The sequence below is a fragment of the Hydrogenoanaerobacterium sp. genome, assembly GCF_032017025.1.
Lineage (GTDB): Bacteria > Bacillota > Clostridia > Oscillospirales > Ruminococcaceae > Hydrogenoanaerobacterium.
In genome coordinates, this window is sequence record NZ_DALZQO010000008.1 from 43,128 (window position 1) to 56,130 (window position 13,003).

Here is a 13,003-nt window from a genome sequence, read left to right on the forward strand (position 1 = left end):
TCCACGCTGTTAAATCTTTGTTTTATGATTTAAGCGTTCTTAAGGACTACCTGGACCAACCATGAAAGAACTGCGTCAAGCCCCCAGATGAATGCGCCAAAGATTAAGCAAATCACAATAACAACAATGGTGTTGTTGATAATGGAGCTTTTGCTCGGCCATACAACCTTTTTGACTTCACCCTTCATGTCCCTAAATGATTTTCCAATTTTTTTAAAGAAACCCGGCTTGGATTTTTTCTCATTAGACGCTTGTTCAGCCATAATATGAATCCTTCCTTTCGCCTACTTGGTTTCTTTGTGAGATGTGTGCTTCCTGCAGAATCTACAATACTTGTTCATCTCGAGCCTGTCAGGATCATTCTTCTTGTTTTTCTTTGTGTTGTAATTACGCTGTTTGCATTCTGTGCAAGCTAATGTAATTTTAACCCTCATATCGGCACCTCCTGATTGACGGAATTTTTTGCCTCCCTCGTAAAGGAAACGCTGCTAAAAGTGAACATAAAAAAATAAACCTTTTAGAGGTACTTACCAGTTTAGCACACGCAATGCAAGCCGTCAATAACAATTTACAATTTTGCCATTTTAGACAAATAATATGCCATGTAAAAGCCTGCAGTTTGTACATGCCATGGCAACGCTGTGTAAAATAATATAAAATTGGTGCTGTATCGGGTTTTACAGCCGAAAAGATTTGATTCATGCATATTCTTATGATAAAATAGAATATCGTTATGATATACCTTATATATAAGGACATTTTATTAACCATTATAAAGGTGTGACCGAATTATGTCAAAGCTTTCTGTCGCCATCATTTTTGGCGGTTTTTCCAGCGAGTACGAGGTTTCGCTCGTATCCGGCTCATCGGTAATCCGCAACACCCCTACCGATCAATACGACATCACCATGCTCGGCATTACCCGTGATGGGCGCTGGCTGCGCTACACGGGCCCTGTTGAGCTGATTGCAGAAGATAAATGGGCAGACAGTGCCTATACCACCCCCGCTTTTATTTCTCCCGACCGCAGTCATCATGGGCTGGTGGTACTGAGTGATGGCGGTTACGAAATTATTCGCCTTGACGCAGTGTTTCCTGTGCTGCACGGCAAAAACGGTGAGGACGGCACCATTCAGGGGCTGCTCGAAATCGCCGGCATCCCCTATGTGGGCTGCGATCCCCTTTCCAGCGCAATGTGTATGGATAAAGCCGTAACACATACCATTCTTGAAGATGCAGGCATTCCGCAGGCAAAATGGAGCACGGTATTTCAGCGCGATTGCGGCGACTTCGATTCTTTAGAGGCGCAGCTTGCAGAAAAACTCGGTTACCCGATGTTTGTCAAACCCGCCAATGCCGGCTCCTCGGTGGGTATCTCAAAGGCAAAAAGCAAAGCCGACCTCAAAGCAGCCTTAGAGCTTGCATTTCAGCATGACAAAAAGGTGGTTGTTGAGGAGTTTATCGATGGTGCCGAGGTGGAATCTGCGGTGCTTGGCAACGATGATACCCTTGTTTCGGTGCTCGGCGAAATTGTGCCTTGCAACGAGTTCTACGATTACGAGGCAAAGTACCAAAATGCGGCCACCGAGCTGCACATTCCCGCACGCATTGATGAAGCAACAACCGCTCTCATCCGCGAAACTGCCGCAAAGGCGTACCGCGCACTCGGCTGCTCGGGGCTTACCCGCATTGATTTCTTTGTGAAACGTGACGGCAGCGGCGTTATTCTGAACGAGCCCAACACCATTCCGGGCTTTACCTCCATCAGCATGTACCCCAAACTGATGGGCGCAACGGGCGTATCCTACAGCGAGCTGATCGACCGCCTGTTTACACTGGCGATTCAGAAAGCGTAACCGAATTTTCCCCGGAATATTTTACAATGATCGGTGAATATGTTTGTCCTAAGGGCATCATCACCATGACACATAGATAACGAGCGCATCGTGCTGCGAAAAGCATATCACGTTGTGATTGTTATGATTTGCGCATTTTTCATTGTAAATTATTCGTTAAGGGGCTGATTACTTTGAACAGCAAACCAATTGGTGTATTTGATTCCGGCGTAGGAGGGCTTGCCACCGTACGCGAACTACAGCGGCTTATGCCGGATGAAACGATTGTTTACCTCGGCGATACCGCACGCTCGCCCTACGGCAGGCACAGCAAAGAGCTCATTTGTACGAATGCCATGCAAGGCTTGGATTTTCTCCAAAAACAGGAGGTCAAGCTGCTGGTTGCGGTTTGCGGCACCGTGAGCGCCGTATTGCCCGACAGCATGACAAAAAAGCTGTCTGTCCCTTATATCAACTGCCTTCTTCCCTGTGCGCAGGAGGCCTGCGCCACAAGCGTGCACGGGGTCATCGGGGTTATTGGCACAACGGCAACGGTGCGCAGCTCGGCTTTTGGTAAAGCCATCCGCAATATACGCACCGACGCAAGGGTCATCGGCAAGGCATGTCCGCTGCTTACGCCGCTTGCAGAAAGCGGTATTGTACAACCGGACAACCACCTGCTAAGGCTTGCTATTCGGCAATACCTTGAGTCGCTGCTGCGTGAAGGGATTGATACGCTGATTTTAGGCAGTGCCCATTATTCCCTGCTGTTTGGGGCAATTTCCGAGGTGCTCGACTACGGTATTACGTTGATAGACAGCGCAAGGGTGACCGCGCGCTATGTGCAGAGCTATCTGCTGCAAAACAACGAGCAAAATGAAGGCAAGGCAAAACCTACCGTTTGGCAGGTTACCGACGCCCCACAAGATTTTAAAGATATCTCCAAATTGTATTACGGAGAAGAAATACAACAAAATGTTATACAGGTAAAACTGTAAACTCTGTGCTAAAAACACTTAATGAAGTGGTTTTTATCGGCCAGATGAGGGAAGGATAACTCCAATTGAAAAAAGATGTTTTAATCAATATTCGCGGTGTACAATACTACGATGACGACAAAGAGGTTGTCGAATTGATGACCGTGGGACGATTCTACCGAAAAAACGGCAGCTATTACATAAGCTACGACGAATCGGAAGCAACCGGCTTTGAGGGCAGCAAAACCACCCTCAAGGTGGACGGCGGCGACGGCAGGGTAACCATGCTGCGCAGCGGCGCAAATAAGTCGCAGCTTATTATTGAAAAAGGAGCCCGCCACCAATGCCACTATAACACCGGCTACGGTCCACTCATCATGGGGGTTTCGGGGAATCACATCACCTCGTCGCTCAATGACGAGGGTGGCGACCTCAGCTTTAAATATACCCTTGATTTCAACGCCAGCCTGGCGAGTGAAAACGAGGTTTTTGTAAACGTAAAAGAGCAAAAACATACACAGGAATAATAAAATTTAAGTATTTGCAAAAATTGCGCCTGGGTACTATTGCTGGGTACAATGACATCTGCAAATCTGGAGGTTAAAAAGTTCATGGCAAACTACGTAAAACTGGCAAATGAAGAAATAAAAGAAATTATGATGAGCGCACTGGGTAAGCTGGTTGCAGACGGAGAAATCCCCGCTATGCCGCTGCCACCATTCACAGTGGAGATCCCCAACGACACCGCCCATGGCGATTTTGCAACCAACCTTGCCATGGTGTCAGGCAAGGCTTTTAAAGAGGCGGGGCTGCGCCTGAACCCGCGCGATTTCGCAGGCAAGCTGTGTGCCGCTGCTATTTTAGACGGCACAATGTTTGACCGCTGCGAGGTTGCCGGCCCCGGTTTTATCAACTTTTTTCTCTCGCCCAAGTGGTTTGCCTCGGTGGTAAAAGACGTGGTGGACTGCGGTGAAAACTATGGGCGAAGCGACTACGGCAAGGGCGAAAAGGTGATGATTGAGTTTGTTTCGGCAAACCCCACCGGCCCGATGCATATGGGCAATGCGCGTGGCGGTGCACTGGGCGACTGCCTTGCCGCAGCCATGGATATGGCGGGCTTTGAGGTCACTCGCGAATTTTACATCAATGATGCGGGCAACCAAATCGAAAAATTCGGTATCTCGTTAGAAGCAAGATATCTGCAGCTTTACCTGGGTGAGGATGCGGTTGCATTTCCCGAAGACGCCTACCACGGTGAGGACATCAAAGAGCGTGCTCAGCAGTTTGCAGACGTATATGGCGACCGTTTTATAAAAGCCGACCCACAAGAACGCCAAGCGGCGCTGATTGAATTCGCCCTTCCGAAGAATATTGAGAAGCTGCAGAGCGACCTCGGCTTGTACCGCATCCATTACGATGTATGGTTTCGCGAGAGCACCCTGCACAACAGCGGCGCTGTCAAAGAAGCGCTGGAAGTGCTTACCGCAAAGGGTATGACCTACGAAAAAGAGGGCGCATTGTGGTACAAAAACAGCGAGGTTATGAAAGCACAGCTGCTAAAGCAGGGCAAAACCCCCGAGCAGATTGAAGAGCTCGGCTTAAAGGACGATGTTCTCATCCGCGCCAACGGGCACCCCACCTACTTTGCGGCGGATATTGCATACCACTACAATAAATTTGTGGTACGCGGCTTTGATCGTGTTATTAATGTATGGGGGGCCGACCACCACGGGCATGTCGCGCGCCTGAAAGGTGCAATGGATTCCATCGGTTTAAACGGTGATCAACTGGACATTGTATTGATGCAGCTTGTTCGCCTAATGAAGGACGGCCAGCCCTATAAGATGAGCAAACGCAGCGGCAAGGCGGTTTCTCTCACCGACTTGATTGAGGAAATTCCCATCGATGCGGCGCGTTTCTTCTTCAATCTCAGCTCCCCCAACTCCACATTGGATTTTGACCTTGATCTTGCAGTGGAGCAGAGCAGCCAGAACCCTGTTTACTATGTACAGTATGCGCACGCGCGCATCTGCAGCATCCATAAAAAACTGGAGGCGGAGGGCATTAAGGCACGCACATGCTCGCTTGATGAGCTTTGCCTGCTCACCCTGCCTGAGGAAACCCAGCTGGTTCGTGTGCTTGCAGAGTACCCCAATATGCTCATTGAGGTTGCGAAGAACTACGACCCTGCCCGTATGACACGTTATTCGATGGATTTGGCGACCGCGTTCCACAAATTTTACAACTCCTGCCGTGTCGCCGAAGACAATGAAAATCTGATGCAGGCACGTTTGTCACTGTGCATTGCCGTGAAAAACACCATTGCCAACGTTTTGGGGCTGATGAAAGTCTCTGCACCCGAAAGCATGTAACCAAGTAAACGAAAGGGCATTGGCTCTGCTGTGCAAGCAGTTTTCAGGCCGATGCCGTGATACAGGCGATTCCGTTTGGCAGACGAAATTGCAGTAAGGAGTGACCCGAGAGCTATGGATTTCCCGTTTCAGCAACCTCTGCCGGATTTCAGCAATCCGTCTTGCGGAAGGCTGATTATCCCCAAAGGGACTGTATGCGAGCCATTTGGTGACACCTCGTTTTTGGATTTGATCACCCTGTTTGCCGAGCAAGGGCTTAAGCAGAAAGCCGCAGGTGCACAGTGCCTGCTGTGCGAGAACTTTTCGAGCCTTGCAGGTATCCGCGCCGCTATGATCAGCAGCTGGCAGGCAAAGCTGCCGGTGTTTTTTACCATTGCGGTGGATGAGCAGGAAAAGCTGCGCTCGGGCGGCGACCCGTTGTGCGCACTTTTGGTGGCAAGGGTGCTGGGCGCTGCGGGGGTACGTCTTCACACCGAAGCGGATGAGGATGACCTTGCCAACCTGCGTGACGGCCTACAAAGCGATAACACCTTTGTGCTGTGTAACGAGCACAATGTGTTTTACCTGGACGAGGGCTTTGAGCTTTCTGAGCCGCTCACCTGCTCGCTGGATATGACCGACACCCTGCGGGATGCGGAGGACGAGGGCTGTGATGTGATTTCGATTCACCTTACCACCCCTGACGATGCATACTGCTTCGCACAGAGCGCGCATATGGCAAAGCTACCCATTTCATTCCTTGCCGAAAGCGAAGAAGCGCTCGAAGCGGGGCTAATTTACTATAATGGCAGAGCCATGATCGACTCGCGCAGCGAGGTGACAGACGAACAGATGGCAACGCTTGCCGCAGGCTATGGCGCAGTGGTGCGGTAAACAATAGTATATAAACAAAGGGCTGTTTTAGTGATTTGTAAGCACTGAAACAGCCCTTTTGCAGTATTAGGATGGCTCTTCTTTTTTATACTTTTACCAAAACAATTACAATTCTTTCATTTTACATAAAAAAGGTTTTGTTCGAATCATTTGGGTGTCCATGCACAAAATTACTTTTCTGCACATAAGATAGCAGAGAGGTGATTGATGATGTTTTCAGCACTGATAACTCTTGCTCTCGGGGGGCTTTTATATTTTGCCTTGCACGTCACCAACAATGGTGCATTTCCGCGCCCCCTTTCGCCTGCGGAGGAACGCGAGTGTCTGGAAAAAATACGAGAGGGTGATAATGCTGCAAAAAACAAGCTGATTGAGCACAACCTGCGCCTTGTGGCGCATATCATTAAAAAATACTATTCCAGCTTTAAAGATCAGGATGACTTGATTTCGATTGGAACCATAGGGCTGATTAAAGCAGCCTCCACATTCGATTACGAAAAGGGTGCTCGTTTTGCAACCTACGCTTCACGCTGTATTGAAAACGAAGTGCTGATGTTCTTCCGCAGCAAGCGTAAAACCGCACAAGATATTTACATATCCGACCCTATCGACACCGACAAAGAGGGGAACTCGCTCACGCTGATGGACATTGTTGCAGATGAGGACAATATCCTCGATAATCTTGACCTAAAAATCAAGAGCGAAAAGCTACATAAATATATCGACGCCCATTTGGAAGATCGCGAAAAAACTATTGTGCTTATGCGCTATGGGCTGTGCGGCTACGTGCCAATGACGCAGCGTGAGGTTGCAAAAAAGCTGGGCATCTCGCGCTCCTACGTCTCTCGTATTGAAAAGAAGGCCCTCTCCACACTCAGAAAACAGTTTGCCCGCGAAGGCAATTAGCCATATCGATTCTCCGTATTGTACTTGTCTAAAGCACACCTTAACCACCGCATTGCCACAAAGCCAATCCCCCAAAAAGGGAGCACGAATTACGTGCTCCCTTTTTGGGGGATTGTATCAAGCAGTATGGCTTGTTTTATTCATTTGTTACCGGTGAGGCTACATTCTCTTGTAACATCAAGCCGTTATCCCACATTTTTTTCGTGCACCGCAAGGAATTCGTCTATTTCTTTTCTTGTTGGCATTGCGGGAGTTGTCCCCAGCCTCTGCACCGCAATGGCTGCCAAGGCATTTGCGAAACGGCACGCCTCCCAGATGTCCTTGCCCTCTGCCAGTGCTGCAACCAAGCCGCCGTTAAAGGCATCTCCCGCTCCGGTTGTGTCAACCGCATCCACCCGATAAGCGGGCATGATGGCCTGTTTTTCTGCTGTGGCCACATAGACACCCCTGCTGCCCAGAGTAATGATAACATTTTGAACACCCTTTGCAAAAAACCAATCCGCCGCTTTTTTAGCGTTTTCTTCACTGTCTACACAGATACCGGTCAATATTTCCGCTTCCACCTCGTTTGGTGTAATCAGGTAAACCTTTGCCAGCACCTCGTCGCCCACAGGCTGAACCGGAGCCGTATTTAAAATCACCTTTACCCCATTTTGATGCGCAATATCGATGACCCTCTCGGTTGCAGACACATTGGTTTCCAGCTGTGTCAGCAGATACTGCGAATTTTTGATTACGTCCTCCACCGATGCAATATCAGCTTCATCGATGGTATCACAGGCACCCAATACCACCACGATTTCATTCTGGCTGGTGTTTTCATCCACCAGTATGAGCGCCGTACCAGTCTCAACTGCGTCAGAATAAAAAATATGGCTTGTGTCCATATTCAATTCTTTCATCGCATCCAGTGCGACGTTGGCAAACGCATCTCTGCCAAGCTTTGTGATCATGGTCATATCTGCCCCAGCCTTATGTGCCGCAACACCCTGATTAAAGCCTTTGCCGCCCGGCCCCATCTTAAACATAGAACCCTTTACCGTTTCTCCCGGAACAGGCAAATGCGGTGTTCTGGACATAAGATCCACGACAAAGCTGCCAAATACCGTTACTTTCTTTTTCATACACAAATTCTCTCCTAGCCCTATTTTTGATGTTTTAACAAAATCTATCAAGTGTGTTAAGCTTGCTTTATATGTAAGCGGTTACATATTGGGGTGAAAAATTGCTTCTCTAAGCTTTGGGCATTTTTATTTTTTCTGACCCTCTTAAAATAATTTTTGTAGGCAAAACAACCCTTTTTGGTTCGTTGGCGCCGCCACGTTTGTTCAGACGATCCAACAAAATATTCATCGCCTTTTCGCCCATCTCACCCACCGCGCGGTCTACGACAGATAGCTGAAAACCGACATAGTATAATGTCTCAATTTCATCAAAGCCCAGAACCGAAATATCTCTGCCAAGCTCCCTCTTGTTTTCAACAAGATATTTCAAGCAGCCCAGTGTCATGCTATTGTTGGAGGTAAAAAAAGCGGTAGGGGGAACCGGTAGTGACAGCAGCTGCTTGGTTAAATCATAACCCTGCTCCAGTTTAAAATCGCCTCGCACAATATAGTCATCCACAAGTTCAAGCCCGCTATCGTTTATGGCCATCTTATAGCCCTTCAAACGATCCTTCCCGGGCTTAGAGGTTTCGGGGCCTGCGATAATCGCAATTCTTTTGTGCCCCGCTTTTACCAATTCGCAAACAGCGTCGTACGAGCCTTGAATGTTATCTGTAAACACGCCGTCAAACTCTGTTTTATTGATGTCACGGTCAATCAAAACCACCGGCACCCCCGATTTATCCAAACGGATTAGATACTCTCTGGTTACATAATCGATCTCTGACGTAGGGGTAATGATAACGCCCTTCAGCCTCTGCCCCTCCACTGTTTTTAAAAAGCGATGCTCCGTCTCGGGGTTTTCGTTGGTGGAGAAGAAGAATATATTGTAGTTGTTTTGCTCTGCCACCTCGCTGATGCCGCGAATTACTTTGGCAAAAAAAGAGTTCTCAATATCGGGGATGATAACGCCAATGCTCGACGTATCCTGAATGCTGAGGCTTCTGGCAACGGCACTGGGGATATAATTATTTTCTTCAATTACCTTTAAAATTTTTTCTCTTGTTTCTTCTTTCACATAACCGGATTTATTGATTACGCGTGAAACGGTTGCCGATGAAAATCCGGTTGCCCTTGCGACATCATGTATATTCACTCTGCCATTCATTCCCTACCATCGGTATTTTGCAGTATGTAACCGGTTACCTTCTGCTTTTAGTGTAATAAAATCATTTTAATTTGTCAACAGTTCCTGCCCCTTTTGCTCCATTATCGTCACTGTTGCAATAATTGCAAAACATATTTTGTCACTTTTTACATTACCTTTTTAAAAAAATTAGGTTTTAGCCGAACTCCGTGGTTCCGCCTTAATGCAAAGCATTTGCAGGCGTTCGGGCTGAGAAAAACAAGGTCATTCGCAATGCGAATGACCTTGTTTCCGGTATAATTTCAGCTAAAGAAAACTTATTTGTGAATTTCGTTTGTGTAGAACTCGAATGCTTCCTTGTCGGTCGCCTTCTCGTGAACAATCATACGAATTGCTTTTGCCATCTCAACAGGGTACTCACTCTGGAAGATGTTACGCCCCATATCGAGACCACGCGCTCCGCCCTGCATGCTGCGGTAAGCCATGGTAAGCGCTTCGTTCTCGGGCAGTTTTTTGCCGCCTGCAACAACGATTGGAACCGGGCAAGCCGCTACAATCTCTTCGAAGTCGTCGCAATAGTAGGTTTTGATAATGTTTGCACCAAGCTCTGCAAGAATACGAGTAGCAAGCTTAAAGAAACGCGGGGTGCGTTCCATATCCTTACCCACTGCAACAACGCCCATGGTGGGAATGCTGTAACGCATGCCCATATCAACGGTTTTGCATAGGTTATCAAGACTTGATTTTTGACCATCCGCGCCAACAAAGGTCTGGATTGCCATACAGTCAGCGTTCATGCGGATTGCATCCTCAACGTTGACCGCAATTACCTCATGGCTTAGGTCATCGTCAATCATAGAGGAGCCGGCACTGCAGCGCAATGCAATGCCCTTTTGGCAATCGGGGGTAACGCAGGTGCGCAGTGCACCGCGGGTGCCCATCAGTACGTCCACATGCTCGAGCAGCGGGGGAATAATAAGGTCCAGTCTCTCCAACCCTGCTGTAGAGCCCATGAAGTAACCGTGGTCAAATGCAAACATTACCGTGTTGCCGCTTTTAGGGTCGAAAATATTGGAAAGATGCTTTTTCATACCCCAATCGAGGTCTTGTGCGCCTTTTACATAGAAACCACCCTGTCTGCTGAATTCAACACCGGTTTGGTAATCTTTTGCTACTTTGAGTCCGTCTTTATCTGCCATTTTAAAGGCCTCCTTTAGAGTATTAATATAACTGGGTATCGCCGTGACCTTACAAAGCCACAGCGATACTTTTGTCTATTTTGACGTATGTGCTCTTTGCTTTGGATTAGAAATCGTAGTTGTCTACGTTTTCGATGGTAAATACGGTTCTTTCCGGAAGAAGAACGATACCGGAATCATCAGCGGTGTAAGCTTTGGGGTCCAAAACGGAGTTTGGCTCAACTTTTACAGTGCCGATATCGGGGATATCGATGCTGTCGCCAACTTTAAAGGTGTTGCCTGCTGCCAGCCAGTAAGCGAGGTAAGCACCCATAGCGCCCTGAATCTTGCAATCCCACAGGCCAAATTTAGGAACGGTACCGTCTTTGCAGAAATCTCTCATCGAGTTGGGGGAAGCAAAGCCGGTTACGATTACTTTACCGGAGAGGCCAAGGTTTTTTGCAGCCTGAGCCTGACCGGGAAGCGCGGTGGAGTCGTTGCAGATGATAGCATCAATGTCGGGATGTGCTTTCAGGATGGACTCACCGACAGAAACAGCTTTTTCAGCATCCTGCTCGGAGTAGTAGTTCTCGGGTGCAACATTCTGCCAGCCCGGGTATTTGGATTTGATGTACGCCTCGCCTGCTACCTGCCAGGAGTTCTGGTCGGTAACGGTAGAAGAGGAATAGTGCCAAACATATTTTGCGTCTTTGATCTGCTCTGCATCCATCTGGGAAGCCGCCATTTCAACGAGCATTTCGCCGAGCTGCTCAGGTGTACCCTGAGAAACCATCAGAGAGCGCATGTCTGGCTGAACGTCGGAATCCCAGGTTACAACTTTAACGCCTGCATCTCTTGCCGCTTTGAGCGCCTGGTTTAAACCGTCGGGAGTTACCGAAGAGATAGCGATAGCATCGGAGCCCTGCTGTACGGCAGAGTTGATAACCTGTACCTGATTTGCAACAGAAGCCTCGGGGTTACCTGTGTAATCGCAGGCGAAGCCAACTTTTTTAGCAAGCTCTTGTGCGCCAACGTTAGCAGATTCGAAGAATGCGTTACCGGTCAGCTTGGGGATGAAAGCAACGGTGATATCTTTTGCGTCTTTATTGCCTGCAGCCGGGGCTTCGGAAGACTCGCCAGAAGCTGCACCGGAGGAAACAGCGGAAGACTCAGCGGGCTTGCTTGCGCAGCCTGCAAACATAGAAACAACCAGTACCAATGCAAGAACTATTGATAGAACTTTACGCATGGGAAAATGCCTCCTTAAATTTTACTTTTTATCAAATATGATCGGACAATCATATTTACCAAAATAAATGGTCGCTTACGCCGCTGCCTTTTCTTTTGGTGCTCTGCGCGCCAAAAATGCTGGCTTTCTCATCTGCCCCATAACACCTCTCACCGCAACCGCTACTACCAGCAGCAATCCAACGGGGATATCGAGGTACTGGGTAGGCACCTTCGCCATCTGTAAGCCGAAGCGGAGAATACCTACCACAATGCTGGCAATCGCAGTGCCGACAACACCGCCCTTACCACCGGTGATGGCGGTACCACCCAGCACAACGGCTGTGATGACGGGCATGGTAAGCTCTTTGCCAAGGTCAGCACGGGAAGAGCCGAGGTAGCTTGTGAGCACCACGCCTGCAACCGACGCAGCCATACCGGAAAGGATATAGGTGCTCATCATAACCAGCTTGTAGTTAATACCGGAGTACTGTGCCGCATTCTGGTTGACACCAACCAAAAAGACATATCTGCCGTAATTGGTTTTGTGCAGCAGTATGTAGGCGATAATAGCCAGCCCTACAAAGATGAGAAACGGGTTTGGTATGCCAAGGGTTTTTCCGTTTGCTATCTGTACGAATGCCTCGGGGAACCCGCCGATACCCTCAAATGCGCTGGAGACCGAGAGGCTGCCTAGCACAACCGCAAGCCCCGAATATAGGAACATACCGCCCAGTGTAACCACCATTGCCTGTACGCGGGTGTATGCCACCAAAAAGCCATTGAGTGCACCGCACAGCCCGCCAACCAGAATCGCCATTGGGATAGCCACCGAAATGTTCAGCCCGGCGTCCTGCCACAGTAGGCCCAGCACCATAGAGGAAAGCCCCACAATCGAGCCGCCCGAAATATCCATACCGCCGGTGATGATAACAAAGGTTACAAACAGTGCGATGATGCAGGTGGAAACAAAGTCGTTGATACTGCCCAGCAGTACTCTAATCTTCAAAAACCTGGGGTTGATTGCGCCGAATACAATAATCTCAAGGATAAGTATCAGAATCAGCGCTGTTTCCCAACGGAACAGAATCTTCTTCAGCTTATTCATGCTACTTCCCTCTTTTCGTTCAATGCTTTTGCAGAAAGACGCTGCTTACGTGCTTTTTCCGACAGGTGGTGCTGAAGCAGCGAGTCGGCAACCACAATGACGATTAGTAAAATACCTGTAATGGTGTTGTCCCAGTCAGACGGAAACTTCATAAACACGAGGATACGGCTGATGGAAGACATGATAATTGCACCGATGGAAGCACCAAGCACCGAGCCCATACCGCCCGAAAGGCTGACACCGCCAAGTACACAGGCAGCAATCGCCTTCATCTCGT

General features: G+C 48.5%; 13 protein-coding genes and 1 pseudogene. 6 read left to right on the forward strand and 8 right to left on the reverse strand.

The window, feature by feature from the left end; all coding sequences use genetic code 11:
* Positions 1-29: 29 nt before the first annotated feature.
* Entirely contained in the window at positions 30-263 is a 234-nt protein-coding gene (gene secE, locus RTV33_RS06650; RefSeq protein ID WP_312642755.1) for a preprotein translocase subunit SecE, read from the reverse strand.
* Between the two features lie 21 nt (positions 264-284).
* Positions 285-434, reverse strand: coding sequence for a 50S ribosomal protein L33 (gene rpmG / locus RTV33_RS06655; RefSeq protein ID WP_312642757.1), 150 nt, complete (start codon positions 432-434; stop codon positions 285-287).
* 357 nt (positions 435-791) lie between these two features.
* On the opposite strand from rpmG, the gene RTV33_RS06660 reads away from it, so the two are divergent.
* The 6 genes from RTV33_RS06660 to sigK all read left to right on the forward strand — a co-directional run bounded on the left by RTV33_RS06660 (position 792) and on the right by sigK (position 6,963).
* Positions 792-1,856 carry a D-alanine--D-alanine ligase family protein gene (locus tag RTV33_RS06660; protein WP_312642759.1) on the forward strand — a complete coding sequence of 355 codons (1,065 nt, stop codon included), beginning with the start codon at positions 792-794 and terminating at the stop codon, positions 1,854-1,856.
* A 173-nt stretch (positions 1,857-2,029) separates the two neighbouring features.
* A complete protein-coding gene (murI, locus tag RTV33_RS06665; RefSeq protein ID WP_312642761.1) occupies positions 2,030-2,833 on the forward strand; it encodes a glutamate racemase in 804 nt (267 codons plus the stop codon).
* A 65-nt stretch (positions 2,834-2,898) separates the two neighbouring features.
* Complete coding sequence (locus RTV33_RS06670) at positions 2,899-3,339, forward strand: DUF1934 domain-containing protein (protein ID WP_312642762.1); 441 nt, start codon at positions 2,899-2,901, stop codon at positions 3,337-3,339.
* Between the two features lie 84 nt (positions 3,340-3,423).
* Positions 3,424-5,184 carry an arginine--tRNA ligase gene (argS, locus tag RTV33_RS06675; RefSeq protein ID WP_312642765.1) on the forward strand — a complete coding sequence of 587 codons (1,761 nt, stop codon included), beginning with the start codon at positions 3,424-3,426 and terminating at the stop codon, positions 5,182-5,184.
* Positions 5,185-5,259: 75 nt separating this feature from the next.
* Entirely contained in the window at positions 5,260-6,057 is a 798-nt protein-coding gene (locus RTV33_RS06680) for a hypothetical protein (protein ID WP_312642767.1), read from the forward strand.
* Between the two features lie 210 nt (positions 6,058-6,267).
* Positions 6,268-6,963 carry an RNA polymerase sporulation sigma factor SigK gene (gene sigK / locus RTV33_RS06685; protein ID WP_312642896.1) on the forward strand — a complete coding sequence of 232 codons (696 nt, stop codon included), beginning with the start codon at positions 6,268-6,270 and terminating at the stop codon, positions 6,961-6,963.
* Between the two features lie 185 nt (positions 6,964-7,148).
* Here the strand turns inward: sigK and rbsK are convergent, their stop codons facing one another.
* From rbsK to RTV33_RS06715, 6 genes and pseudogenes are all read right to left on the reverse strand, one after another.
* Positions 7,149-8,087 carry a ribokinase gene (gene rbsK / locus RTV33_RS06690; RefSeq protein WP_312642769.1) on the reverse strand — a complete coding sequence of 313 codons (939 nt, stop codon included), beginning with the start codon at positions 8,085-8,087 and terminating at the stop codon, positions 7,149-7,151.
* A gap of 109 nt (positions 8,088-8,196) precedes the next feature.
* Positions 8,197-9,222 carry a LacI family DNA-binding transcriptional regulator gene (locus RTV33_RS06695; protein WP_312642771.1) on the reverse strand — a complete coding sequence of 342 codons (1,026 nt, stop codon included), beginning with the start codon at positions 9,220-9,222 and terminating at the stop codon, positions 8,197-8,199.
* Between the two features lie 308 nt (positions 9,223-9,530).
* Complete coding sequence (gene lsrF, locus RTV33_RS06700) at positions 9,531-10,412, reverse strand: 3-hydroxy-5-phosphonooxypentane-2,4-dione thiolase (RefSeq protein WP_312642773.1); 882 nt, start codon at positions 10,410-10,412, stop codon at positions 9,531-9,533.
* 106 nt (positions 10,413-10,518) lie between these two features.
* Positions 10,519-11,640 carry an autoinducer 2 ABC transporter substrate-binding protein LsrB gene (gene lsrB, locus RTV33_RS06705; protein ID WP_312642774.1) on the reverse strand — a complete coding sequence of 374 codons (1,122 nt, stop codon included), beginning with the start codon at positions 11,638-11,640 and terminating at the stop codon, positions 10,519-10,521.
* Positions 11,641-11,715: 75 nt separating this feature from the next.
* Positions 11,716-12,726, reverse strand: a complete 1,011-nt coding sequence (locus RTV33_RS06710; protein WP_312642776.1) for an ABC transporter permease subunit — start codon at positions 12,724-12,726, stop codon at positions 11,716-11,718.
* Positions 12,723-13,003, reverse strand: a pseudogene (locus RTV33_RS06715) (ABC transporter permease); the annotation flags it as partial. The pseudogene RTV33_RS06715 and the gene RTV33_RS06710, both read right to left, overlap by 4 nt.

Bases quoted from the DNA above. Each gene is read 5' to 3' on its own strand.
- lsrB (WP_312642774.1), bottom strand. From the start codon at position 11,640: ATGCGTAAAGTTCTATCAATAGTTCTTGCATTGGTACTGGTTGTTTCT.
- rpmG (WP_312642757.1), bottom strand. From the start codon at position 434: ATGAGGGTTAAAATTACATTAGCTTGCACAGAATGCAAACAGCGTAAT.
- secE (WP_312642755.1), bottom strand. From the start codon at position 263: ATGGCTGAACAAGCGTCTAATGAGAAAAAATCCAAGCCGGGTTTCTTT.
- RTV33_RS06710 (WP_312642776.1), bottom strand. From the start codon at position 12,726: ATGAATAAGCTGAAGAAGATTCTGTTCCGTTGGGAAACAGCGCTGATT.
- argS (WP_312642765.1), top strand. From the start codon at position 3,424: ATGGCAAACTACGTAAAACTGGCAAATGAAGAAATAAAAGAAATTATG.
- RTV33_RS06660 (WP_312642759.1), top strand. From the start codon at position 792: ATGTCAAAGCTTTCTGTCGCCATCATTTTTGGCGGTTTTTCCAGCGAG.
- sigK (WP_312642896.1), top strand. From the start codon at position 6,268: ATGTTTTCAGCACTGATAACTCTTGCTCTCGGGGGGCTTTTATATTTT.
- rbsK (WP_312642769.1), bottom strand. From the start codon at position 8,087: ATGAAAAAGAAAGTAACGGTATTTGGCAGCTTTGTCGTGGATCTTATG.
- lsrF (WP_312642773.1), bottom strand. From the start codon at position 10,412: ATGGCAGATAAAGACGGACTCAAAGTAGCAAAAGATTACCAAACCGGT.